The organism is Salipiger sp. IMCC34102 (assembly GCF_004145405.1).
Lineage (GTDB): Bacteria > Pseudomonadota > Alphaproteobacteria > Rhodobacterales > Rhodobacteraceae > Loktanella.
Genome location: NZ_SELQ01000003.1, coordinates 1 through 26,211, shown reverse-complemented (window position 1 = coordinate 26,211; position 26,211 = coordinate 1). Strand labels below are relative to the sequence as shown.

Sequence of the window (26,211 nt, the reverse complement as noted above, 5' to 3'; positions counted from 1 at the left end):
CGAAACAAAGCCTCTTGGCGGCTTAATATTCGTGCACCACGTCGCACCATCGCCCTGCCGGCAAGACTTGTTTCGCTGCTGAGACACATCTTGTCACAACCGCGAAATGAGCCGCGATGTGTGTGCAACCTGGGGGACCTTTGGGGGAGGGCTGCTTACACACAGACAGCGCAAGACGATCTGTCCGCCGACCGGTAGCGATCGCGCCGGTTTCGGATTCGAACATCTAATCCAAGAAGCCGTATCGGTGACCGCTTTGAATGAACTGGCGGTGCGCTATGGCATTGAAACGAAAGCATTAGTCATGAAAGATAGAAACAGCATCATTTTCGGCGGATCCGGTTACGAGTCCGACGATCACGACGATTTCGAAAGCAGCACCGCCACTTCCACGGAAACCGTCACCGATACGTCAAGCCACAACGACAACGACAACGACAATTCCAACGAGAACGAGACCTCCTCCGACAGCGACGCGACGAGTGGTTCCAATTCCGGCTCGCATGCCGGGTCCGGCAGTGACGGGAGCGGCTCCGGCGACGGCACCGGCACGGGGAACGGAGCCGCCACCGCGGACGGGTCGGCGAACGCCACCGGCGGCTCCGACAGCAACGCGGGCAGCGCATCCGATAGCGATGCGGACTCGGATGCCGAAAGCGACGCCGACAGCGATGCGGACAGCATGTCCGACAGCGGTGCAGACAGTGACGCCGACAGCGATGCTGAGTCCGATGCCGACAGCGATTCCTCGTCGATGTCTGACACCAGTGTCGACGCCGACATCACGAGCGACGTATCATCCGAGAGCGACACGACCGTCACCGTCGATGTCAGCGCCGACATGTCCATGGATATGGACGGATATCAGCCCAACGACGACGACTTCGCCGATTTCGATCTGACCAATTCGACCACTGGCCACATCTTCGTCGCGGAAGGTGACATCGACTCCGGGTTCGGGGACGATTTCCACGCCAGCGATTTTCTGGACAACTCTCTCAACGGCGAAGGCAATGACGCCGGTGTCGTGAACAACCAGAACAACGTGCTGGACGATCAGGACATCGTCGAGGAAGCGACCGTCAGCAATACGGGCACGTTCGAAAACAACGGCGGTGCGGAGGGCGGCACGGCCACCGCGTCCGAAGGAATCGCGGTCGATTCCAACGGTGCGGAAAGCTCCGGCGATACGTATGCCGACGGTGGCGCCGCGACCGGCGGCGAGACCGAGAGCGGAAGCACGGATTCCGATGGTGGTGCATCCGGCGACACGGGCGACGCGGACGGCGCATCCGGTGACGGCGGCGCGACCGGCGCGGCGGATGCCAGCGGTAACGCGGCGTTCAATGGCCTGGTCGGCGGCGCCGCGGGGGCCGAAGGCGGCGACGGCGGCGACAGCAGCTCCGAGAACGGTGGGGATGCCGATGGGTCCGCCGATGTCGAAGCGGACGGAGCAGCGGGCGACGGCGGATCCGTCGATGCCGATAACGACAGCTCGACCTCCAACGGGGGCGGCGATGTCAGCTCCGACGATGACGGCGGTTCGAACGGCGACACGTCGACCGGAACGACCGAGAACACCTCGAACGCCGACAGTGTCGCGCGCAGCGTGACCGGTGACGCGGACGGCGGTGACACCACGGGCGGTGCCGCCCAGGGCGGCGGTGATTCCGCGGCGGGCGCCGATGTCCACTCCGACGGCGGTGCGTCCGGCATGGCCCAGGCCGACACCGACAACGACACCGATGCATCGACCGACAGTGACAGCGATGCGGACGGGGGTGACGGTGGCGCGCAGTCGCAGACGTCCGACACCACCGCAGTGAACCTGACGCTGACGGGCGCCCTGGCCGAGGGTGGCGACAGCGGCGACGTCGACAGCGGCATGGGGTCCGACACCACCACCGGAACCGACAGCGATGCCGCAGGCGGTGACGGCGGCGCGATCGACGGCGACGTGGATCTCGCCTCCGACGCGAGCACCGACAGCGATTCGAGCGGCGCGGGTGGTGAGTCCGGCGATGCCCTTGCACTGGGCTTGGCCGGGAATGACGCCACCTCGTCGGCAGACTCCGACAGCGCGGCCGGCGACGCAGGTTCTGGTTCGGGCGATGCAAGCCGTGACGGTGAAGCCTCCTCCGACGGCGATGCCGACGGTGGCAATGGCGGTGATATCGATGGCGACGTCGATGCCATGTCCGACGGCGACACCGGCGGATCCAGCGAGGCGGAAGGCGGCGACAGTGGATCGCAGGACCAGGTCGCCCGCAACGATGCCGACGGCGAAAGCGCGAGCGAAGCCGACGGAACGGCTGGGGACAGCGGCGATACGGACGGCAACGCCGCCAACGTCGGTTGGTCCGACGCGGAAGGTGCGGCGACCGGCGGAGCCAGCGGCGACACGGACGGTGACGTCGACTCCAGCGGCGGATCGTCCTCGACCTCCAGCGACAGCAGCGGTGGAGACGGTACCGGTGGCGACGCCGACAGCCGCGTCGATAGCACCGTGCGCACCGACGCCGAAACCGATGTCGACAGCGACTCCGGCAGCGGCGGCGACAACAACGCCGGCGCCGGTGGATATGGCCTGGGTGCTTCGGGTGCCTCGGCGCAAAGCGGTGACGGCGGCGACGGCGGATCCGCTGGCGACGACGACGATCACGACGGCAGCTCTTCCTTCGTTAGCAAGAGCCAGGTCGGCGACGACGATGCCGGCGCGGGCAGCGAGGCCGGTGACGGCGGCGATGCCGGTGATGCCGGAGCGATGGCCGGGTACGGTGTCGGTATCGGCTACGCCGACGCGGATGGTGATGCCGGTGATGCAGGCGATGCCAGCGCCTCCGGAGGCGGTATCGGGACCGATGGCGACAGCGACGTGACCAGTGGCGGTGCGGCCGGCTCGGGGAACGGCGGACAGGGTGTCGCCGACGACGATGCCAATGTCCAAGCCGGTGGGTCGACCGACTCGAACGGCGGTGACGGCGGTGCCGGCGCGTCCGATAATGACGCGAGCGTCGACGGATCGTCCGATGCTGACAACGACAGCGGCGCGGGTGGGGATACCAACGGCGATGCCGGTCAGTCGTACAACGATATCGATGCCAATTCCGGCACCGATGCGATGAGCGGCGACGGCGGCGACGGCGACGCGAGCTCGGACAACGACGCCAACAACGATGCGACGGCCCAGACGGACAGCGCGTCCGGTGACGGCGGGTCTGCCGATGCCGACAACGACGCGGTGTCGCAAGGCATGGCTGTGGCAGAGAACGACGGTGGCGACGGTGGCACGTCCAACGGCATTGCCGGGGATGCACGCCAAGACAACGTGGCCCGTACCGATGCGGCCGGCATGTCCGGTTCCAGCGGAGACGGAACCGCGGCGTCCGACGACGACGCCCGTGCCGATGCCGACGGCTCCACCGCGTCGACCAGCGGTGATGGCGGAGACGGCGCAACGGACGACGATGCGTCTTCCGACGTCGACATGGACGCCGATACCGACAGCGGTGACGGGGCCGGCGGAACCGCGATGTCCGGTGCCGTGGACAACGATGCCGACGGCGCGGCCAGCAACAGCGGCGCGACCGGCGCCGGCGGCGCGGGCGGTGCCATGTCCGATGACGATGCGTCGGGCACGGGCAGCGCCAGCTCGGATGTCGACACCGGCGACGGGGGGGCTTCCATGGCCACCGCGGAGCAGGATGCCGATGCCAGCGGCGAAGCGTCCTCGATGACCGAGGGCAGTGCCAACGGCAACGAGGCCTCGACGACCTCGGACACCGGTTCGGACGGCTCCGCCGATGCCGACGCCACAGGCGGCTCCGGTGGCGACACCGGATCGTCCAACGCGTCGAACAGCGACGGCGACGCCGACGGCTCGGCAGATGGGATGGGCGGCTTCGGCGGCTTGTCGGATCTTGCAGCCGAAGCGCTGAACGAGAGCATGACCGACAACGACACCGATATCTCGACCGGTGCCGGCGGCGAGGCAGGCTCTTCGGCGGATGCGATGGCCGAGGCCGGCGCTTCGGGTGACGTGACCGTGGACGCCATGGGTGGCGGAAGCGGCATGGCCAGCGCGATCTCCGGTGCGTCCGGGGCCGCCGCCGGCGGGGCTTCCATGGGCGGTGACGCCAATGGCGGTGCCGTCGACGGTGCCAATGGCGGCACGGCCAGCGGCGGCGACGGCGGGGCCGGCGGGAATGCCGGATCCTGGGGCTCGGGCAACGGAGACGACGGTTACGTGACCGGCGAATCCTACGCCTCCGCCGCGGCAGCCGTCGATGTCTCTGCTTTCAACCAGGACATCATCATGGGTGCCAACGTACTGGGCAACACCGTCGACATGAATGTCGTCGGGGGCTCGTTCAGCTCCAACTACGTCGGCGACGACAGCGACACCTAAAGCGTAAGCACCAACATCCGGGGCCGGTCCGTCCGGCCCTGGATACCCGGCCTCTGCCCATCCGGCACCGGCCGACCCCTTGAACTAGATGTTTTTTCTTTTCCCGAACGGTCGCTTCAGATGCCCCTCGACGCCCTTTCAGAAAAGATCGCGCATTTCATCGGCTCCTTCGAATTGCTGACGGACCAGATCAGGGCGCGCCTCGATTACGACACTTTCCGGGCTGCTCAGATCGCGGAACGCGAGATGCAACTGCTCGAGACCCCGGGAATTTTCCACAAGCACGACTACAAGCTGGACGGGTTCGACGCCGAACTCGACTATATCGTCTTCCCGGTCAGCCTGATGCCGGTCGAAGTCGATCATTCGATTGCATTCGATCCGATTTTCGGATCGGCGAACTTGTCCGAACTGACGGTTTCAGAGCCGGTCGAAGCGCGCATCGAGCCGGTATCCGTGGCCCCCCCACTCGATCCGACCAAGGATCCCGCGGTACCGGATCCCGCGGTACCGGATCCCGTGGTGCCGAATCCCGCCCCTCCGAGCGTGGTCCATTCTCTTCCCGCCGCATCGAGCTTGGCGACGCTCACCGTGCAGTACAATACGTTTAACGACGACGATGTCTTCGGCTCTCCCGCGTTCGCCGACATGCAATCTGTCGCGGCGCTGCACGCCGCGCTGGATGGCCTCGCCGAAACGGCGACGACGCTTTCCCCGATTCCGGCGGACCTGGATCCCGCCACGGCCGACTGGATGCAGGTCCTGCCCCGGATCGTGCAGGCTGCCGAACAGGTGCAAGAGGATGTCGGCCACACGCTCTCCGAGACCGTCATGTCGGGCGCGCAGGCAAAGAACGTCCTGCTTGCAAACGGAGACCTCGTTACCGAGAAGCCCGATTTCGACGCCTTGCTACCGCGTTACCTGCAGGATCGTAAGGCCGAGACGGAGGTTGCAAAGGCCCGTTCCGATTTCGGACCGGCCACCGCGCCGGACAATGACGACAGCCGGGCCGAGGATGGCAACCTGATCGTCACGGGGGCGAACACCCTCATCAACACCGCAAGCGTGACATCGAACTGGCTGGACGCCCCCGCAATCGTGGTCGCGGGCGACGTGATCCGTTTCGACGGGATCAGCCAGGTCAATCTTCTGGTCGAACACGATCAAGTATCGTCGACGCTTCGATCGCCGACCGAGACAGTTGGGGACTCGGACGATCTGAACGTCGCAACGATCGGAATAGCAGGACGCTCGGCAAATTTGCCGAGCCCGGAAGGAAGCGATGTCGCGAGCACTCTTCCCTCCAACTGGGTGATCGCGCGGCTCGACGGACCCGTGACGCAGCTGAACTGGGTCCAGCAGCACAATTTCACCACCGACTTCGATCAAGCGAGCATTACGCTGGGGGGATCCGGGCTGTTTCTCGGCATGGGGGAAAACGGCCTTTCCAATAGTTTCGAAGCCTTCGAACTGGGATTTCAGTACGACCTGATCGTCGCGAACGGCGACCTGATCGACGTGAACCTGATCTCCCAGACCAACGTTCTGTTCGACAGCGATATCGTCCTTGGACAAGACGAATTTTCCGGTGTCGCGTTGCAGACAGAGCCCGTTTCGAACGACCACGACGCAGGTGCTGCGCCGGGGCCTGCGAACCAGGTTGCAACTGTCCCCGCACAGGAGGCGACTGCCCCGGTGGTATCGGACCGGGCCATCGCGACCGAGGGCACGGCGACCGTCAGGGAGGGCCTTTCCGGCATCGAAACCTCCGCACCTGCCTCACCTGATGATCACCCCGCCGAGGCGGCGAACATTGCTGAGACGGATGCCGCGACACCGGCATTCTCGACCTCGGACAACCTGCTCTACAACGAGGCCATTATCGAACGCATCGGAGCCGTCACCGACGCCGAGATGACCCAGGCGTTTCGGGACGCGCTGGCCGGTCTCGCAGAAGCGGACGCGGCCATGTCCGATGCGATCGCGCAGGACGAGCTCTTTCACGGGACAGAGCTTTTGCGGGTGCTTTATATCGATGGTGACTTCACGACCGTCAACGTCGTGGACCAGGTCAATATCCTGGGTGACGCCGATCAGGTCCATCTGGCGCGCGACGAATTCGCCGATGCCCTGCAGGCGCAGGCCGAGATCGTCACCGGGTCGAACATGCTCGCGAACGTGGCTGCGATCCGCGATATCGGGGTCGACAGCACGATCATGGCCCAGGGAGAGACCTACTCCGATGCGTTGATCCACCAGGCCGAGCTTCTCGACACCGAAGCGGTCCCGTCGGGGGCGAAGATCTCGCAACTCGCGAACGAGGCCGTGGCCTTCCTTGCCGACGATCTTCTGGGCGAAGAGCTTGCAGACACTCTTTCGCTACCCACCGAGGGCCACATGGCCGACATGCCGGGGTCCGCGGATATCATGCAGTCGGTACTGGCATGACCAGGAACACCCGACCGCCGACCTTCGAGAACTGGAGAAACCGTGAAAGATCATCCTGACGGCAAGGTGAAATCCTCCCCACGCCCGGGCCGGCCTGCCGGAAACCGAGATCTGCCCATGTTCCTGAGCGCCGACAGCCGGATCAACAGGGCTGGCGGAGAGACGCGTGGCCGTGCCGAAGCGAGGCAAAGCTGGTTTCCGCCGGTTCCCTGTGCCGCCACATGTGGACCCGAAGATACCTTCGTGCTGCCGAGCAAACTGCGCACCGCCAGCGCAAATGTCGGCCTGAAGACCGGGCGCGGCATGCCCTCCGTGCAGGCAAAGGCTGAAAGCCCCCCCCGATCCGTGACCGAAAACATGGCCAAGGCTGCGGTGGCAGAGCCCGTGCCGTCGCGTGCAGACACTCAGGCACCGTCGGCAGCGGCGTCCGCCCCGAAACCCGAAGTCTCGGCCCAGTCCAAACCGGCCAGGTCCGCGACGTCCGCCTCATCCCAACCGGTCAGGTCCGCTACGTCGGCCTCGTTTGAACCGGTCAGGTCCGCCACGCCGGCGCCATCCGAACCGGTCAGGTCCGCTACGCCGGCCGCGTCCGAACCGGCCAAGCCGAAAGGCCCGATCGCTCCGACGCAGGCCCGTGCCACCGACACGGATGCCAAGGTCAAAGCCACGATCGATGGCAGCACCGGCCCGATCTCCAAGGGCGATGGCGGCGGTGCCGTCGGCGGCGCGGGCGGCGGTCAGGACAAACCTCCGAAATTTCACAAGCGACTGGGGTCCGAGGATTTCAACGCGGCCCTTCGGATCGGAGTGGCGGCGGTCAAGAAGAACATGCTGTTCGTCTTGTTGCTGACCTGTGCGACGAACATCCTGATCCTCGCCATTCCGATTTACCTGTTCCAGATTTCCGACCGGGTCCTGACAAGCCGCTCGGTCGACACCTTGGTGATGCTGACGGTCATCATCGTGGGCGCGGTGATCCTGCAGGCCATCTTCGATGCGGTCCGGCGCTACGTTCTGATGCGTACGGCGGTCGAACTGGCGGCCCAGCTGGGCGCACCGATCCTCAGCGCGGCGGCTCATTCGTCGCTGCACAGCAACGGGCGCGAATACCAGACACTGGGCGACTTGCAGACGCTACGGGGCTTTCTCGTCTCCGGCACGCTGATCTCGTTTCTCGATGTGCCCTTCGCGCCGATCTTCGTGCTGGCGATCTATCTGGTGCACCCGCATCTGGGATCGATCGTCGTGGTCAGCTCGCTGCTGCTGTTGGGGGTCGCGCTGATCAACCAGAAGATCACGGCAAAGCCTTTCATGACCGCCAACGCGGCTCAGTCGCGGGCGAACCTGCACCTCGATTCCATGTCGCGCAATTCACAGATCATCAACGCGCTGGCGATGATCCCCGAAGCCGTGACGATCTGGGGCCGCGACACCGCCGCGTCCCTGACCGCGCAAGTCCATGCGCAGGACCGCAACATCACCTCTGCCGCGGTGTCTCGGATCGTGCGGATGCTGACGCAGGTCGGAATGCTGGGCTGGGGCGCTTACCTGGCCATTCTCGGAGAGATCACCGGCGGCATGGTCATCGCGGCTTCGATCATCGCGGGCCGCGCGCTGGCGCCCATCGAAGGGGCCATCGAAGGCTGGAATGGCTTTTCGCTGTCCCGGATGGCCTTCGGGCGGATCAAGGCCCTGCTGTCGGGGCCGAAGCACCAATTCGAGAAACTCTGGCTGCCGAAACCGCAGGGCCGGCTGGACGTCGAGCGCCTGCTCTACGTCCCGGGCGGCACGAAGCAGGTCATTCTCAACGGGATCAGCTTCTCACTCAACGCGGGCGAGACGCTGGCGGTCATCGGAAACTCGGGGGCCGGCAAGACGACGCTGGGCAAGATGCTGGTGGGATCGATCCTGCCGACCTCCGGCAACGTGCGGCTGGATCTGATGGACCTGCGCAACTGGGATCCGCGCCAGTTCGGCGAGAACATCGGTTACCTGCCGCAAGACGTGCAGCTGTTTCCCGGCACCATCAAGGCCAACATTGCACGCATGCGCGACGAGGCGACGGACGAGGAAATCTTCGAGGCTGCGCGGCTGGCGGACGTGCATGAGATGATCGCAATCCTGCCGCAGGGCTACGAGACGGTGGTCGCCGCCGATGGATCGCCCCTTTCGGGCGGGCAGAAGCAGCGCATCGCACTGGCGCGGGCGTTCTTCGGCGGGCCGCGTTTCGTCGTCCTGGACGAGCCGAACTCCAACCTCGATACCAGCGGCGACAAGGCGCTGGCCCGCGCGATCAAGCACGCTCAAGCCAACAAGATCACCGTCGTGGTCATAACGCAGAAGCCGTCGCTTCTCAGCTCGGTCGACAAGGTCATGCTGCTGGCGGACGGCACCATTCAGATGTTCGGAGAACGACAGGCCGTGCTGGAAAAGCTGGCCGGCCGCAAAGCACAGCAGGTGACGAAATGAGCGACATCACCGCAACTCCAGGGGCCGAATGGTACGCCGAAGTGCCCCGTTCGATCAAAAAGCACGTGATCTTCGGCATCTTGTTGATGACGTTCACCTTCGGCGGCTTTGGCGTCTGGGCGTTCCGCGCGCCCTTGGCCGCAGCGGTCATCGCGCAAGGCAGTTTCGTGGCCACCGGCCAGAACAAGATCATTCAGCACCTGGAAGGCGGCATCATCGAGCAGATCAACGTGCGCGAAGGGGACAAGGTCACGCAAGGCGAGGCAATGATCCTGCTCGATCCGACCGTCGCAAAGGCCAACGAACGAGAGCTGAACCTGCGGCAGGTCCGGCTGGAGGCGACCGAAGCGCGACTGAAGGCTCAGAACGAACACCTATCGGACCTCGTCTTTCCCGAGCATCTGGCGACGCTGCGCGACGATCCGGAGGTCGCGGCCATTCTCGATGGCCAGCGGCTTGCATTTCAGGTCGCCGAGACCACGCTGCAGACGGATATCGCGCTCCTCGAACGAAATCTTGACGCGCTGGCGGTGCGGGTCGCCGGCTACGAGATCCAACTGGCCTCCCACGAAGGTCAACAGGCTCTCCTGCAGGAGGATTTGGAGGTCAAGACGCAGCTTCTGGAGCGCGGTCTCATCCGCCGCTTTGAAGTCAACGCCGCCGAACGCCTCGTGCTCGAGGCCGAGGGCCAGATCTCGCGGCTTCGCGCGGAAATCGAGGAGAGTGCGCAGGTCCGGCAAAAATACGAGCAGCAGATCGAACAAGCCAACGACCGCTATGCCGAGAACGCGCTCGATAGCCTGCAACCGATCCAGGCTGAGCTCGACTCGGTAAAGGAACAGTCCCGCACGGCAGCGGACATAAGAGAACGATCGACGATCACGGCACCCGTGTCCGGCACGATCGTCCGACTTTACTATCATACTCCCGGTGGGGTCATCGAAAGCGGGCGTCCGATCCTGGAGGTGCTTCCTGACGACGAACCCCTCATCATCGAGGTCCAGGTACCGCGCGTTGACATCGACAGCGTCCGGCGTGGCCAGACCGCCAAGGTGCGGCTCACGGCGCTGAACCAGCGCACGACGCCGATACTCGACGGCGAGGTGTTCTACGTCTCGGCGGACTCGGTGACGGATTCCTCCGCCGGAATCTCGACGGAAGTCTATGTTGCAAGGATCTCCATCGCGCCGGAAGAGATCCTGCGGGTTCCGGAATTCACCCCGACCCCGGGCATGCCCGCGGAGATCATGATCCAGACCGCCGAGCGGACCTTCGCGCAATACCTTGCACGGCCCATCGTCGACAGCATGTCGCGGGCGTTTCGAGAGCAATGAGGGGGGAACCGGACCAATGACGCCGCTTCGCCCGGGCCCGACCTCGCAGAAACGCCGCCAATCCCAACTGCGCTTCGGTTTCGGCCTCACGATCGCAGGGCCCGGATCGTCCGTTCGGGTGTCTGCCGCTTCTTGGATCGGTGGGCCGCCGGATTGTCCTGTCAGCGTCCTGTCCGAAACGGCTGCAATGGTATCTCGGACCTGTCCGACACCCCGCAATGCACGCGCGGCGCTCCGCTCGAGACCGGCGTTCGCCTTGGCCGTCATCGGAATATGCCTGGGCCTTCTGTCCCCCGCCTTGCCCGCGATGGCTCAAACCGTTTGCGAAGGCGAACAATGCGAAACCGTTGACCGGCTGTCGCAGCAGATGCAGGCATACCGGCGCGTGCTGTCTTCGCTGGAATCCGAAAAGGCCAACGCCGAGACGGCCCTGCAGGACCTTCGTGATGAACTCGACCAGACCCGCGCGCGGCTCGACGAGGCGACCGCGGCTGGAACCGCACTGGCATCGGCCCGCGGCGGTGCCGAAACCGAAGCCCTGACGACGGGGATAGAGCAGTTGCGCGCGGCCTTCGAACGCGTGCGCGACGACCTCGCGGAGGCGCAGTCGGAGCTTGCGTCCTTGACCCTCGAAACTGCACGGGCCGAGAACATCCGCGATCAGATGACCGAGGAGATGCGGGCCGTCACTGCGGACCGCAACGCTCTGCGCTCGGACACGGAAGCCACACGCGCCGAACTGGAGCAAACGCAAGACACTCTTGCCGAAACGCAGACGGCCCTTGAAGACCTCGTGCTTGCCCGCAACGGCGCGCAGGCGGAGGCGGAGGCCGCGCGCAGCGATCTTGCAGAAGCAAGCAGATCGCTGGCGGCGGCGCGACGAGAACACGAAGAGCTCAGGGACGCCCATGAAGACCTGGCCGCAGAGGCGCGCGCCCTGAAATCCGAACGCGATTCCCTGGCGGAGGCGGCGGAGATGGCCCGCGTCGAAGCGCGGGAAGCTTCCATGGCGCGGACTGAAGCGCAGGCGGACCTGCAGACCGCGCAAACCGCTCTCGAGACGCTCCGCGCGGAATTGGCGGTCCTCGAAACGCAGCGCGAGACCCTGTCGGCAGAAACGCAAGCCGACATGAAGATCGCAGAGGAACGCTTGACGTCCGTCGAGACGAGTATCGCAACCGCGCAGGACCAGTTGGCCTCGCTTGCCGCGCAGTCTCGGCGCGCCGCCACGGATCTTGAAGCCGCCGGGCGCGATCGCCTGACCATGCGACTGGAGTCCGAGCGGTTGGCCGCTGACCGGCAGACGATCGCCGAGCAACGAGATGCGGTGCTCGCCCAGATGCGCGACGCGACCGTGACCCGCGACCGGCTCGCCACGGAGGTCGAAGAGCTCCGCGGGCGCAAGAACGCGCTGGCCGAAAGCCTCGCAACATCGCAAAACGCTCGCGACGCAGCAGAAGAGGCCGAGAGCAGAATACAGGCCGGTCTGAACGCCGCGCGGGAGGAAACCTCACAGGCCCGCGCTGCACTCGACGAGCTCGCCGCGCAACGCGCGGCCGAGGAGGCGGAACTGGACCAGGTTCTCGAACGGATCGCGGCGGCCCAGGATGTCGAGAGGACCGCGGTCGATCAAAGCACCAGGGCGCAAGCCGAACGGGACCGCCTGAACGGCGAGTTGACGGCCCTTCGCGCGGAACTTGACAGCGCCCGGCAAGCCCTTGCCGCCCCCACCCTTCTTCCCCTGGATGCTCAGACGCCCGCCACGGCGGTGGTTGGCCTGGCACCGACGGCCCGCATTACCGTGACCACGGTCGAACCGGCGGCACAGGCTTCGCTGGCCGAGGATCTGCGCCGACGCGCCGAGCCGGTGACTGTAGCACAGGTGTCCGGCGCCCTCGCTCTGGCACCGGGGCTGGAAACCGCCACCGCGATCCAACGGCGAAGACTAAATGATGCGTTGAGCGATCAGATCTGTCCTGTCGATGCGCTAACGCGAGTTTTTGGAGAGGTGAACCGTCAGACGCTCGTTTCCCTCATTCGAAGCCTTGGCCGGTGTTGATCGATAACGATGAGGTCCTTTCATGATGAAACCATTTTTTAATCCGATGCCGAGCCTTGCGACCGCCTTGCTCTGCCTGAGCACCGCGGCCAGCGCGGAGCAGCATGAGTTCGCCAAGAACATACTTACCGGGGGGCCGACGGGAACTTACATCCAGATCGGTCGGGACATCGCGGATCTCGTCGGCGCCTGCGGTCAGACGCTGACCGTCCGGGAAAGTGCCGGATCGCTGGAAAACTTCCTCGGCGTGCGTCAGCGGCCGGCCACCCAGTTCGGCATCGTTCAAAGCGACGTGCTGGAATATCTGCGGACCTATTCCGCACAGGATCCCGCGATCCAGGAAGCCGTGCGTGGTGTCCGGATCGCCTTCCCGCTCTACAACGAAGAGGTCCATATCCTTGCATCTCGGCAGATCGAAACCGTCGGGGATCTCGATGGGGCCCGGGTGGCGATCGGGGTCGAAGACAGCGGGACATTCTTGACAGCCTCACTCTTGCTAGATCTCGTCGGCGCAGAGCCCGCCGAACGTGTCACCATCGGCCCCGACGCGGCGCTTGCGGCCCTGCAAAGCGGCGACATCGATGCATTCTTCTACGTGGCGGGCGCTCCCACTGCGCTCTTCTCCGGGGCGCAGATCGACGCCGAGGCATTCCATTTCGTCGAGATCGATGACCCGGTTCTTCAGTCGGTATATACGCCGACCACTCTCCCGGCGGAGACCTATCCCTTCCAGGCGGAGCCGGTCGACGTGGTCGCCGTCAAGGCGGTGCTGATGACCTACGAATACAACCCCGCCCGCAATGCCTATCACGCCGAAAGCTGCCGGGCGGTGTCGGACGTTTCGAACCTGGTGGTGGCCGGATTCGAAACGCTGCAGGACGGCGGCCATCCGAAATGGAGCAAGGTCGACCTGAACGACATTCCTCCCGGCTGGGACATCGGCCAATGCGTCAACGCGGGCCTTGCCCCCGACTACGTGCCCACCTGCACGTCGAACCCTAGCCCCACCGAGAACGGCACCAACGCGATCTACCGCCAAAGAATCTGCGCCGTGATTGGGTGTTGATGCGGTCTAGTACCGCGCCTGCCTACCATTGGTCCGAGAGACGATGGCGCCTGGCCCCGGTGGTCGACACGGCTTTGTCAGGCATCCCTGTCGCCGGGGAATTGGACCGGATTGCGAAGTTGCAGGGTCAACCCTGCATGGTGGTGTCAGACAATGGGACGGAGCTGACCTCGAATGCGATCCTGACATGGCAGGAAGAGCACGAGGTCGAATGGCACTAGATTGCGCCGGGAAAACCGATGCAGAACGGCTTCGTCGAAAGCTCGACGGCAGCCTGAGCAACGAGTACCTCAACGAGCACCTGATTGCCAAGTTGCCCCACGCTCGACATCTGATCGAGGCTTGGCGCCGCGACTGCAACCATCACCGCCCCCACGCGCGCCTCGACGGGCTCGCCCCGTGGGAGTCTCACCAACGGTCAGCGGAGGACCAAACCCTAACGGAGCTGACCCAAATGCGGCCTCTCAGGGGAGCAGGTCAGGATCACCAAGCGATTGCCGCCTGACGACACTTGGATGCCACACGGAAACGCTCCGGCGATCAGGCGTCGGCAGAGACGCGGAAACCGCAGTTTCCGGTAGAGCTATCGGGATCGTTTCGGGTGCGCGAGTGGACGTGATAGCGGTCGCAGTAGCTTTCGTGGCACAGGTAGGACCCGCCACGCTGGATCCGGGCATGGCCCTCGGCCGGGCCCCGGGGATCGCGCTCGGGCCGTTTGCCGGGGGCCGGGCGGGGGCCGAAACGATCGCCGACCCATTCCCAGACGTTCCCGGTCATGTTGAAGAGCCCGTAATCGTTGGGCGCAAAGGCCGTGACGGGGGCGGTCGAGACGTAGCCATCCTCGGCGGTGTTCTGATCGGGGAAACGGCCTTGCCAAGTGTTCATCGCGAAGGCGCCACCGGGGTTCAGCGCGTTGCCCCAGGGAAACTTCCGCCGCGCGTGACCCCCGCGGGCGGCGCGTTCCCACTCCGCCTCGTGCGGCAGGCGCAGACCCGCCCAGGTGCAATAGGCCAGCGCATCGTACCAAGCGATATGGACCGCCGGATGCGCCGCGCGGTCCCGCCAGTCCGACCCCTGCCCTTCCGGAGCGGCCCAGTAGGCGCCTTCGACCATGCGCCACCAGGGCAGCCCGGGCGGTGAGACCGGCCAGGCGTCGGGCTGGTCCAACAGCAGGTGGAAGACGTAGGACCAGCCTTCGACCTCTGCCACCGTGCGGTAGCCCGTGGCCGCCACGAAGCGCGCGAATTCGGTATTCGTCACGGCACAGGGCGCGATCCGGAAGGGCGAGACCTGGACCTTGCGCCGCGGCGCGCAGTGATCGCCGGGAAAGCTTGACTGGCGCGCGCCCATGTCGAAAAATCCCCCCGGGATGTCCCGCAGCTGCGCCAGCAGCTCCGCCCGAACCTCCACCGGTGCGGGGTCCACCCCACGGGCCGCCGCCAGACGCGTCGCGTCGAAGGCGTCGGGACCGGGTTTGCCCGTCTTGCCGGGCGCGCAACAGGTCGCGCCGGAGGGGCCTTTCCCATCGCGCCCGTCGGTCAAAATCGTGCATCCTCCAGCCCGCAGAACGGATCGACGGGCGATCTGCCCCGGAATGGTGCGGCCCCCGTCATGCAGTCGAGCGTCGCGGCCTGCATCTCCTCGGTGGTGGCGTAGGCGTTGACATACGCCGGCACGCGCGGCGCGTCGTAAAGGTAGTAGGGATAGCCGAAGGACACCATCGCCGTCGGCACCTGGTGCCACGGGCGTTTCATCGCGTAGCGGAAATCGCCGGTCAGCCCCAACCAGTCAAGGAAGATGCGGCCGCGTGTCAGCAGCGTCTCCTCCCCGAAAGCGTAGAGCACCAGGTCAAAGCCAGTGGGATCGAAGGGCGTGCCGGCTGCGAACTCGGTCACCTCGAATCCGCGCGCGCGCATCATGTCCGGAAGCGCGAAGGGCGTCGGCGCCCCGTGAAGCGGCGAGACGATCCCGGTCGAGGCGAAAAGCACGCGCCGCTGCCGCTCGGGCGTGATCGGGAACAGACCGTTCACATCCTTCACCAGCGTCGGCGCCGCGGCATAGGCGGCCTGCGCCGTCTCGCACGCCTCCGGCGCGTTCAATCGTGCCAGCCTGTCCGCGATCGGGGCCGCCTTTGTGCGACGGTGCAGCCCCAGCGCGGCCTTCAGGCCCAGCACGCGCAGCAGCGCCGCTTCCAGCCGCGCCTGCGACAGCGTCCCATCCGCCACCGCCGCCTGCACGTTGGCCACGTCGCGCGCCAGATCATCGGTGAAGAGCACCATGTCGCAGCCCGCGCGCAGGATCTCGACCTTGGCGGCGGCGGCCTCCATCCAGGAGGTCACCCCCGCCATCTCCGAGGCGTCGGAGACGATCAGCCCGTTGAATCCCAGCCGGTCGCGCAGCAGACCCTCGTTCAACACGCGCGACAGCGAGGCAGGCCGCGCCGCCTCGATCCCGGCATCGGGGTCCAGTTCGCGCACGAAGGCGGGCAGCGCGATATGCGCGGACATCACGCTGAGGACACCTGCGTCGATGGCCGCGCGGTAGAGCACCCCGAAGCTAGCCTCCCAGGCTTCCATGTCCAGCGGGTTGATCGTGGTGACGAGGTGCTGGTCGCGGTCGTCGTAGCCTTCGCCGGGCCAGTGCTTGACGCAGGCGGCAATGCCGTTGGCCTGGAACACCTCGAGCTGCGCCAGCGCGTGCCGGCGGATCGTCGCAGGGTCCGAGCCGTAGCCGCGCGTCGCCACGATGGGCGAACGGAAGGCCGCGTTGATGTCGAGCACGGGCGTGAAGGACCAGTTCACGCCGATGGCCGTGGCCTCGTCGGCCATGATCCGGCTGATCTTGCGGGTCGTGTCCGGATCGTCGCCCGCCGCCAGCGCCAACGGGTTCGGCACGCCGGTCCCGAAAGCCAGGCTCATCCGCGATCCTTCGAGGTCGGCGGACACCAGCAACGGCACCGCGGACCGCTCCTGCAGATCGTCCAGAAGGCCCGCCTCCGCCGCGCCGTCCTCCGAGAAGAAGCGCGTGATGCCGCCGGGCTGCAAGGCCCCGATCCGGTGGGCCAGCCCCTCGGCCGGGCCGTGCAGGCCGATGTTGAACAGCTGCGCGATCCGCGCGGCGGGCTCCAGCGCGGCGGCGGTGTCAAGCACCCAAGCGATGGCCACGTCGTCCAACCCGAAGGGCGCGGCTCTGAGGTCATCGATCTGCATGAAATTGCGTCCTTTCGTAGCCGCAGGGTGGTGCACGTGGCCGGTCATCAGCCCGTTGCGGCATCGCTGTCGGCCGGCCCCTTGGTTCCGGCATGGCCCGTGGGCTTGAACAGATCGAAGCGGAACACGGTGGACGACGGATCGTAGGTCCCTTCCAGCCGCAGTTTCAAGTAGCCCGCGGAACCGCGCAGGTATTCGTCCGTATCCTCGGCCAGTCCGGCCACGACCGGCAGCGATACCTCGGGCATCAGGGGCAGCCAGTGCAGGGCGTCGAGCGCCTGCAACCGCAGACGCGGGTGGCCCTCCCCGCCCGCGAGCTTCGTCAGATACGTCACCTGGGCCGGGGCGTCGCCGGCATGTCCCAGCGCCTCGGCCAAGGGCACGCGGACGCAAGGATCGGCCTCCCGCGCCATGCGATCGGCCAGCCCACGGGGCAGCGCGTGCCCCTCGACCGCCAGCATCAAAAGCCCCTGCGCTGCCCAGAACCGCATCACCGGGGACGCGTGATCCAGGGCCGCCATGAACCCTTCGGCCTCGGCCGGATCGCGCCTGATCGCGCGGGCTGCAAGCGCCATGACCTCCGTCAGCGGATAGACCTTCGCGTCGCGGCTGGGCGTCCAGTCCTGCGCCGCGCTGCCTTCGGGGATGAACCCGCAATCGTGGATCGCCACCATTTGCGCATCGAGGGCGGCGCGCATCTTTCGCAGGGTGTCGGCATGGGCGGGATCGTCCGCGAGGTTGTGGATCGCATCGGGATCCTCTGCCATGTCGTAAAGCTCTTCGGCGGGCTTGCGCTGCCAGAACCGGTCCTGAACGGGATCGAGCCGCCCTTCCAGGTGCGCGCGCTCCGCGTCCTGATAGGCCTGCCCCAGCCAGGCGAAGGCGTAGTGCTGCCCCCAGATCCGGTGGGGCGCGTAGTTGCGGATATAGCGGAAGCGCGGCCCGCGCAGGGTGCGGGTCATGTCGTAATGCTCGTCCATCCGGTCCCGCCCCGAGAAGGCGAAATCCCGCCCCCTGCGGTCCGGGCCAAGGAACGGGACGCCGTGCAACCCCTCCGGCGCCGCGCCCCCCGCGACGGCGGCCAGGCTCGGGAACAGATCCACGAGGGACACCGGCCCCGCCTGCCGGCTGCCGGGGTCCAGCGGCAACAGATGCCGCCACTTCGGCGGGACCCGCACGATCAGCGGCACCCGCAGGCCTTCGTCGTAGCAGAACCGCTTCGAGCGCGGCAAAGGCGACCCGTGGTCCGAGTAATATAACACGATCGTGTCGTCGGAGAGGCCGTCCTCCTCCAGCTCCGCCAACCGCGCGCCCATGAAGGCGTCCATCCGTTCCATCTCGTTGTAGTAGCTGGCCTTTGCCTGACGGATGCCTTGGGTGTCGGGCAGATAGGGCGGAACGGTCACGTCACCGGGGCCGACGGGGCCGGGCTTGGGCTCGAAGACGCAGGATTCGTGGGTCACCATGGTGTTGAAGATCGCGTAGAAGGGCGCGCCCTCGGGCCGGTTGCGCCAATGGGCGGTTGCGCTGGTCTCGTCCCACAGGGTCTCGGGGTCCAGATCGCAGTTGTAATGCGTCTTCTCAGAGTTGGTGCAGTAGTACCCCGCGTCGCGCAACACCTGCGGCGTCGTGTGAATGCCCGGCGGTGTCGGCCCGAAGCCGGTCATCTGCTGCGCGGGCGGCGCGCTTTCCGCGTGACGGCCCGTCAGGATCGCGAACCGCGAGGGCGCGCAGACCGGAGAGGTGCAGCACGCGGCCTCATAGGTCACCCCCTCGGCCGCCAGCCGGTCGAGGTGCGGCGTGCGGGCCAGCGGATCGCCGTAGGGTCCCGACCAGGGCGGGCAATCCTCGCTGACGAGGCACAGGATGTTGGGGAGGGTGCGGCTCATGACGGCATCCTTTCGCGCATTTCGGTCGTCTGCGTGGTGTCCTGCGGGAAGTGACAGGCGGCCTTGTGCGATCTGTCTCCCGACAGCGCCGGATCCTCGCGTTCGCAGATGGTGCGGTCGGGATGCACCAGGGGTCCGATCGGGCATCGGGTCCTGAACCGGCAGCCCGAGGGCGGATTGCGCGGATCGGGCGGATCGCCCTCCAGGATCGTCTTGGAGGCCATCGCACCCGGCTGCGGAACGGGCTTCGGGGTCGAGGCCATCAAGACCGCGGTATAGGGATGCCGGGGCGCCGCGTAGATCTCTTCGGCGGGACCTTCCTCGACGATCCGACCCAGGTACATCACCGCGACCCGGTCCGACAGGTGCCGGACCACCGCAAGGTCGTGCGCGATGAACAGGACCGCAAGCCCCAGCCGGTCGCGCAGGTCCGCCAAGATGTTGATGACCTGCGCCTGGATCGACACGTCCAGCGCCGAGACCGGCTCGTCGCAGATCAGCACCTTCGGCTGCACCGCCAGCGCGCGGGCGATCCCGATACGCTGGCGCTGCCCACCCGAGAACGCCTTGGGATAACGGTCGAGGTAATGGCGATCGAGTCCCACGAGTTTCATCAACCGCGCGCATTCCTCTTCGCGCGCCTCCGCGGACAGGCGGCGGCGTTCCAACGCCTCGTTGAGGATCTGGCGGATCGTCAGCCGCGGATTGAGAGAGGCATAGGGATCCTGGAAGACGTATTGCACCTGGTCGCGCACCAGCGCCGTGGCCGGCCCGTCGAAAGAGGTCACGTCCCGACCGTCGACCGACACCCGCCCCGAAGCGATCGGGTTCACCCCGACGATGGCGCGCGACACCGTGGTCTTGCCGCAGCCCGATTCACCGACCAAACCCACGGTTTCGCCAGGACGGACGGTCAGGCTGACCCCGTCCACGGCGTAGAACGGCGCGGTTCTGCTGAAGAACCGGCGTTTCGAGCCGAAATCCACCCGCAGGTCCTCGACCTGCAAGATCGGGGCGGCCTCGGTCTCCGGCCGGTCTGGCCGGGCAGAGGCCGCGGAGGCCCCCTCCCCCTCCGGCGGCAAACGTCCGTCACGCTGCGCCACCAGGCAGGCGGAGGTGTTCTCGGGGCGCTCGGGGATCGGCTCCAGCGGAGGCACCTTGCGCGCGCACATGTCCTCGGCCAGCGCGCAGCGCGGGTGGTAGGCGCAGCCCGACGGCAGTCGCGACAGATCCGGCGTCGACCCCGGGATCGCCGCCAGCTCGCGCCCGCGCGCCCCCTCGATCCGCGGCATCGAGGCCAAAAGCGCGCGCGTATAAGGGTGCTGCGGCGCGTCGAAGATCGCCTCGACCGTGCCGCGCTCCACCACGCGCCCCCCGTACATGACGACCACGTCGTCGCAGAGTTCGGCGACCACGCCCATGTCGTGGGTGATCAAGATCACGGTGACGCCCAGGTCCGCCCGCAGTTTCGCCAGAAGCCGCAAAACCTGCGCCTGGATCGTCACGTCGAGCGCCGTTGTCGGCTCGTCCGCGATGATCAGCGGCGAGGAATTGGCGATCGCGATGGCGATCACCGCCCGCTGCCGCATCCCGCCCGAGAACTGGTGCGGAAACTCGTCGATGCGCGTTTCGGGGTCCGGGATGCCGACTTGGCGCAACAGCTCCAGCGCGCGGGCGCGGGCCTTGGCCTTCGGCATGCCGTGGACGACCAGCGCCTCGACGATCTGCCAGCCGATGGTCTTGACCGGGTTCAGCGCTGCCTGCGGATCCTGGAACACCATGGCCAGATCGCGACCGCGCATCTGCCGCAGCTCCGTCTCGGGCACCTCGACCAGGTCGCGCCCGTCCAGCCGGATCGATCCGTTCGAGACCCGTCCCGCCTCGGGCAGCATCCCCATGATGGATTTCGCCGTCAGGGACTTGCCCGACCCGGATTCGCCCACGATCCCCAGGATGCGCCCCTTGCCGACGCTGAAGGAGACGTCGTGCAGCGCCTGGATCGCCACGCCGCCGAAATCGAACTGGACGGCGAGATCGTTCACCTCGAGCATGGGTGCGTCGGTCATCAATCGTTCCTCGTCTTCATCACGGCGGCGTTGAGCGCGTCGGAGATCAGGTTGAAGGCCAGCGCCAGCAGCAAAAGCAGGATGATCGGTCCCGCGGTATACATCGGCTGCACGTAGACGTAGCGAATGCCCACGTTCAGCAAGGTCCCCAGCGATGGCGTGGGGGGCTGGATGCCGAGTCCCACGATCGACAGGGCCGCCTCCGCGAAGATGCCGCCGATCATCGCCAGCGACGCCTGCACCAGGATCGGATCCATCGCGTTAGGCAGAATGTGGCGCGTCATGATCTTGCGTTTGCCGACTCCCAGCACGCGGGCCGCGAGGACGTATTCGCGCCCCTCCTCGGTCAGAAGCGCGCCGCGGGCCAGCCGCCCGAACTGCGGCAACGAGAAGATCGCGATCGTCACCGCCAGCGCGATCCAGCCCGGCCCGATCGCCACGACGATGCAGATCCCCAGGATCAGGCTGGGAAAGCCCAGGATGATGTCGAACAATCGCTGGAACGCATCCCCGAGCGCGGGCGAGATCGCCCCGGCCAGCCCCATCAGCGTGCCGATCACCATGGCGATGGGCACCGCGACGATCACCAGGCTGATCGAGATGCGCAACGCGTAGATGCACCGGATGAAGATGTCGCGGCCCAGCTCGTCGGTCCCGAAGGGATGCGTCAGGGAGGGGCCGAGGAAGCTGTCGCGCGACTGCGCGTCGACCGCGCCTGGAAACACGACCGGCGCCAGCAGCGCGGCGAGGCACATGATCGCCAGCAGCCCGCCCCCGATCAGGCCGCGCGGCGTCCTGAAGGCCGCGAGGTAGCGGCGGAGGCCCTCGCTCAGGAATGCGCGGCGGCGGGGGATGTCGGTGTCCTGGATCGTCATCAGCTGTCCAATCGGATGCGTGGGTCGAGGGCGGCCAGCAGGATCTCGGACAGGAAATGGACGACCACCGCGATCACCACGGCAAAGAGCACAATGATCTGGACGACCTCGTAGTCGCGGGACTGGATCGCGCTGACGGCGAGCGTCCCCAGGCCCTGCCGGGCGAAGATCGCCTCGATCACGACCGCACCGGCCAGGATCTCGCCCACGCGGACGCCGGTGACGATCACGGCGGTGCCGAGGGAATTGCGCAGCACGTGACTGATCGCGATCCGGCGCGGAGGTACGCCCTTCGCCTTCGCCAGATCGACGAAATCCTCCTCGCGCACCTGCGACATGCGGGCCTGGATCAGGCGGGCGATCATCGCGGCCTGCGGCAGAGCCAGCGCGAAGGCCGGCAGGATCAGGTAGGTCAGGCCGGTCACCGGATCGTCGAACACCGACACTTCGCCGCTGATCGGCAGCAGCCGCCAGGAGATGCCGAGGATCAGGATGAGGATCAGACCCGTCACGTGGGGCGGTGTCGCCAGCAGGACGCTGAGCGTCCCGTCGATCGCGGCCCGGCTGCCGCCCTTGCGGACCGATCCGGCGAGGATGCCGAGTCCCAGTCCCATCACGATCATCAGGAGCGTCGCCGCAATCGCCAGTTCCATCGTGCTGCTGAGCCGGCTCGCGATAAGCTGGGCGACGGGCCGATTGGAGATCAGCGAGGTACCGAAATCCCCCGTCACGATCCGCCCGGCCCAGTCGCCGAACTGCACGAGGACCGGCCGGTCGAGGCCCAGCTGCTCACGCACGGCCTCCACCTGCGCCAGGGTCGCATCGGGTCCGGCCACGACCTGCGCCGGATCGCCTCCCCCCAGCCGGGGCAGGAGGAAGGCGATCAGCGCGGTCACGACCAGCATAAGCGCCACCGACGGCAGGCGCCTTGCCAGAAAGGTCAGCATCAGTCGTCGAGCCAGGTATCGGCCAGATGCAGAAAGCCCGTGTTGTCGAACTCCAGGTCCTGGACTTCGACGCGCTTGGCCCCGATCGGCTGCGCCTTGATCAGGACGTGGCTGAAGGCCTCGTCCAGCATGAAGTTCGCCAACTCCTGCAGGGCCGCGGCATAGGCCTCTTCGCCTTGCGCGGATTGCAGCGCCAGTTTCAGCTCTTCATAGCGGGGCGGATCGAACTTCGAGGGGTTGTTGGTGCGCAGCGCGGGCAGCGCATCGACGAGCGTCGCCGCCGAGAAGCCCTGAAGCCCGTGGATCTGCATGAAGCTCGCCCCCAGGTCGCCGGCGGTCTGGCGCTGGTCGAAGGCCGCCGTCTCAAGGATCTGGCCCTGCGGCACCAGACCCACGTCGCGCAGGTTGTTCTGCACGATCTCGTAGATCGCGGGGACAGAGCCGTAGCCGATCACGTTGATCGGGACCGTGGTCCCCTCGGCCCCGGCTTCGGCGATCAGGGCGCGTGCGCGGTCGGGATCGTAGCTGTAGTAGCTGTTGATCTCGTCGGTGGAACCGGTTTCGTTCGACCGCCACCAGACGCTGGCCGCCTCCCCTGCGCCGCTCATCACCTGGTCGATGATCCGCTCGCGGTCGATGGCATAACCGATCGCCTGGCGCAGCGCCTTGTTGTCGAAGGGCTCCGCCGTGACGTCGATGCCGAGGGGGAAGAATTGGCCGCCGGGGCTGTTGAAGATCTCGATGTTGGGATCGCCCTGGAACATCACCTGATCGCGCGGGGTCAGGTCCAGCACCATGTCGACGCGCCCGCGCAAGGCGTTCGCCATCGCGGTGGAATCGTTGATGACGTTGATTTCGACGGCCTCGAGATGGGCCGGATCGTCCCAGTAGTCCTCGTTGCGCGTCATCCTGACGGAGGCACCGGGCGACCAGCTGTCGAATTCGAACGGACCGGTGCCGATGACCTCGCTGCCATCCTGCAACCCGCCGAAGGTCTCGCGGTCGACGATCACCGCAAGCTGGAAGACGTCGAAGACCCGCGGCGCGATCGGCGTCTCCGAGGTGATCGTGACCTCGTAATCGCCCGTCGCCTCGATCGAGATCCATTCGTCGACCAGCGGCTTCATCTGGGACGAGTTCGTCGGAACGGCGACCTGTTCGAGGGTGTAGACCACGTCCTCGGCCGTCATCGGACGTCCGCTGTGGAAGGTCACGTCGTCGCGGATCTGGACGGTGAAGGTCAGGCCGTCGTCGCTGCTGGACCAGTCCGTCGCCAGGACCCCCCGGGGCTGGCCGGTCTCGGAATCGAGCACGGTCAGGGAATCGAACACGTTGTGACGGAAGGGGTTGTTGCCGCCGCGGCCCGCCAGGATGTTGTTGGGTTGGATGTCCGCCGTCTGGGCGATCCGAAGCGTGCCGCCGTCCTTGGGGGTCCCCTCCTGCGCCTGCACGGAGGTCGTGGCCAGAACTGCGGCACTCAGGATGGCGGCCCCGCTTTTCAAAATGGAACGTCTGCTGGCAACCCCGAACCGGGGGCCCTTCTTGCAAATCTGGGTCACGGCTGTCTCCTCCCACCGATCAGTGATAAAGTTTCTTGATCGTAGGCAGGCGAGAATTTTTGGTCAACAATTTTTATGCCCCGCGTCAGGCAGCGCTTCTGCGACGGGCGATCAGTTCGGGAAAAGCCTGGTTTGCGCGGTAGCTCAAGACGCTGACGGCGGCGCCGTAGGGAATGGCGTCGGCCCCGTCCCCGGCAGAAAACAGACGCGACATGCTCCGCCGCGGGTCACCTTCTCGCATCACCACGGAATCGGACAGTGGCAGCGACCGCGCGATCAGAAGATCCAACAGGGGTTTGGGAATGAACCCGCCCAAGGCGATACCGTCCGGCCATATCGCCGCTTCCACGAAGTTCACCAGGAACTTGAGGATCGGCGCAGCCTCCGCCAGCCAGGGATCGAACCGGTCCGGCTGCTGGTCCAGAAGCTGACCCAGTTCAAGCTCCAGCTCGCCCTGCTCGACGTCGAGCGCCAGCGACTCGCGCAACCCCGAGGCGGACAGGATCGTGCTGAGCGTCTGCCCATCGTAGAGCACGTGGCCTAGCTCGCCCCCGTGGCGCCAGATATCCTGGCTGACCGAACGTCCGCTCACGACCGAGGCCCCCAGCCCGAGGCCAAGCTGTACATAGGCAAAGCGCGCTTGGGTGGACTGCCGCATTGCCTCTGCCAATCCCGCCGATTGAGGGTTGTTCAACAGGCTAACCGGACAGCGGAATTGCCTCGCAATCCGGTCCCGAAGCGCCTCGGCACTCTGACGCGCGAAGAAGGAATTGAACCACCGCCCCCCGGCGGTCGCTATCAGGGACCGCGCGTGCTGCGGAATGTTCGGCACTTCCAGCGGGATCGGCCCCGAAAGCCCGATCCCCCAGATATCCCGCGCCTGGTGCTTCTCCAGGAACGCCCCGATCGCGGCAAGCAGGCTCTCGACATAGCCGTCGGCGTCCCGCTCAAGCGTGGTGATCGGGACGATGGTTCGGTCGACCTCGGTCAGCGAAAGATCTACCAGCGACAGGATGCAGGCGTTCCAGCGAAACTGGACACCCACGGCGAAACCGCGGTCCGCGACGATCGACAGTCCGCGATGCGGATTGCCCCGCGCGCGTGCCGACGCTCGATCCACCTCCGTCACCAGCCCCATGTCCAGCAGCTCGGTCACGATGTTGGTCATCGTCTGCAGGCTGAACGGCATGTCCTTGCCGATTTCCTTGCGCGACCGCCCGGCCTGATCGCGTATGGCCTCGAAAACGGCCGCCAGATTCCGGTGCCGCGCGTCGTGGGTTGTCGTGCCTGCGATATGCGGCAAGCGGGTCAGGGTCGAATTCACATGAACGTCTTTCCGTGGAGAACGCGTATCAACATAGTTTATCAAAGCGCCGCAATCCAAAACCCTCTACTCGTTCGTCGCCGCAGGAGCGCGCCTCGAAAGAACGGTGTACCGCGAATCAAAGGCTGTCGCCACCCCGCCCCAGGACGCGACTTCACGTCCAGCGTACACATCGGAAGCGGCGGTCTGGGCGGACCCTTTTTGGGAAGGTATTGCGCCCGGCGCGCCGCCAATTCTCCGAACATGGGATCGCGACATCCGGTTCACGGTCATCGCCCGACAGTATCGACCGAAAAACCGCACGTGTAGTTGGAGCACGCCGACTTGCTGAACTGATCCCTCCGAAACACTTCGGCCGTCGGCAGGCCGGCTGTCGGTTCCTTCGGTATCCCAACAGTCTGATTTTTCGTGAACCTTGATCGCTCCATTATCTGAATAGCCCCGTGTATCGTGGACGCCTTCTTAGCTAAATCTGAAGCAAGGAGGCCATGATGGGCAGCAACATTTACAGTGACGATTTCAAGCGGGACGCGGTCGCGCAGATCACCGAACGGGGTT

16 protein-coding genes and 1 pseudogene are annotated in these 26,211 nt (G+C 66.1%); 7 read left to right on the top strand and 10 right to left on the bottom strand.

The genetic code is table 11. The features are described 5' to 3' along the window. The first annotated feature begins 106 nt into the window (after nucleotides 1–106). Both EU805_RS07810 and EU805_RS07805 read left to right on the top strand, forming a co-directional pair. On the top strand, nucleotides 107–4,408 hold the full coding sequence (locus EU805_RS07810; protein ID WP_129763416.1) for a hypothetical protein: 4,302 nt from the start codon (nucleotides 107–109) through the stop codon (nucleotides 4,406–4,408). 120 nt (nucleotides 4,409–4,528) lie between these two features. Further along, nucleotides 4,529–6,856, top strand: coding sequence for a hypothetical protein (locus tag EU805_RS07805; RefSeq protein WP_129763415.1), 2,328 nt, complete (start codon nucleotides 4,529–4,531; stop codon nucleotides 6,854–6,856). Between the two features lie 404 nt (nucleotides 6,857–7,260). On the opposite strand, the gene EU805_RS17655 is transcribed toward EU805_RS07805, so the two are convergent. Continuing rightward, complete coding sequence (locus EU805_RS17655) at nucleotides 7,261–7,539, bottom strand: hypothetical protein (protein ID WP_242494093.1); 279 nt, start codon at nucleotides 7,537–7,539, stop codon at nucleotides 7,261–7,263. Here EU805_RS17655 and EU805_RS07800 point away from each other — a divergent pair. From EU805_RS07800 to EU805_RS17650, 5 genes and pseudogenes are all read left to right on the top strand, one after another. Then, nucleotides 7,472–9,325: a type I secretion system permease/ATPase gene (locus EU805_RS07800; RefSeq protein WP_255465879.1), complete on the top strand. Its 1,854-nt coding sequence runs from the start codon at nucleotides 7,472–7,474 to the stop codon at nucleotides 9,323–9,325. The genes EU805_RS17655 and EU805_RS07800 overlap by 68 nt on opposite strands. Next, a complete protein-coding gene (locus tag EU805_RS07795; protein WP_129763414.1) occupies nucleotides 9,322–10,659 on the top strand; it encodes an HlyD family type I secretion periplasmic adaptor subunit in 1,338 nt (445 codons plus the stop codon). The genes EU805_RS07800 and EU805_RS07795 overlap by 4 nt, the downstream gene beginning before the upstream one ends. Nucleotides 10,660–11,044: 385 nt before the next feature. Beyond that, entirely contained in the window at nucleotides 11,045–12,718 is a 1,674-nt protein-coding gene (locus EU805_RS07790; RefSeq protein WP_129763413.1) for a hypothetical protein, read from the top strand. A 22-nt stretch (nucleotides 12,719–12,740) separates the two neighbouring features. Next, on the top strand, nucleotides 12,741–13,784 hold the full coding sequence (locus EU805_RS07785; protein WP_242494091.1) for a TAXI family TRAP transporter solute-binding subunit: 1,044 nt from the start codon (nucleotides 12,741–12,743) through the stop codon (nucleotides 13,782–13,784). 50 nt (nucleotides 13,785–13,834) lie between these two features. After that, nucleotides 13,835–14,289, top strand: a pseudogene (locus EU805_RS17650) (integrase core domain-containing protein); the annotation flags it as partial. Between the two features lie 35 nt (nucleotides 14,290–14,324). Here the strand turns inward: EU805_RS17650 and EU805_RS07775 are convergent. From EU805_RS07775 to EU805_RS17575, 9 genes are all read right to left on the bottom strand, one after another. Beyond that, on the bottom strand, nucleotides 14,325–15,326 hold the full coding sequence (locus tag EU805_RS07775; RefSeq protein WP_165351911.1) for a formylglycine-generating enzyme family protein: 1,002 nt from the start codon (nucleotides 15,324–15,326) through the stop codon (nucleotides 14,325–14,327). Beyond that, nucleotides 15,323–16,993: a glycoside hydrolase family 3 protein gene (locus EU805_RS07770; protein WP_129763411.1), complete on the bottom strand. Its 1,671-nt coding sequence runs from the start codon at nucleotides 16,991–16,993 to the stop codon at nucleotides 15,323–15,325. Before EU805_RS07770 ends, EU805_RS07775 begins: the two co-directional genes overlap by 4 nt. A gap of 47 nt (nucleotides 16,994–17,040) precedes the next feature. Then, nucleotides 17,041–18,882: a sulfatase-like hydrolase/transferase gene (locus EU805_RS07765; protein WP_129763410.1), complete on the bottom strand. Its 1,842-nt coding sequence runs from the start codon at nucleotides 18,880–18,882 to the stop codon at nucleotides 17,041–17,043. Next, nucleotides 18,879–20,948, bottom strand: coding sequence for an ABC transporter ATP-binding protein (locus tag EU805_RS07760; protein WP_129763409.1), 2,070 nt, complete (start codon nucleotides 20,946–20,948; stop codon nucleotides 18,879–18,881). The genes EU805_RS07765 and EU805_RS07760 overlap by 4 nt, the downstream gene beginning before the upstream one ends. Further along, nucleotides 20,948–21,823 (bottom strand): ABC transporter permease, encoded by an 876-nt coding sequence (locus tag EU805_RS07755; protein WP_129763408.1) that lies wholly within the window; start codon nucleotides 21,821–21,823, stop codon nucleotides 20,948–20,950. Before EU805_RS07755 ends, EU805_RS07760 begins: the two co-directional genes overlap by 1 nt. Then, complete coding sequence (locus tag EU805_RS07750) at nucleotides 21,823–22,770, bottom strand: ABC transporter permease (RefSeq protein ID WP_129763407.1); 948 nt, start codon at nucleotides 22,768–22,770, stop codon at nucleotides 21,823–21,825. Before EU805_RS07750 ends, EU805_RS07755 begins: the two co-directional genes overlap by 1 nt. Then, entirely contained in the window at nucleotides 22,770–24,329 is a 1,560-nt protein-coding gene (locus EU805_RS07745; RefSeq protein ID WP_165351910.1) for an ABC transporter substrate-binding protein, read from the bottom strand. Before EU805_RS07745 ends, EU805_RS07750 begins: the two co-directional genes overlap by 1 nt. Nucleotides 24,330–24,414: 85 nt before the next feature. After that, the gene (locus EU805_RS07740; protein WP_129763405.1) at nucleotides 24,415–25,653 is read right to left on the bottom strand and encodes an ROK family protein; all 1,239 of its coding nucleotides are present in this window, start codon (nucleotides 25,651–25,653) and stop codon (nucleotides 24,415–24,417) included. A 269-nt stretch (nucleotides 25,654–25,922) separates the two neighbouring features. Further along, nucleotides 25,923–26,211 (bottom strand): hypothetical protein (locus EU805_RS17575; protein ID WP_207208087.1); only part of this gene is annotated, 289 nt, incomplete at its 5' end.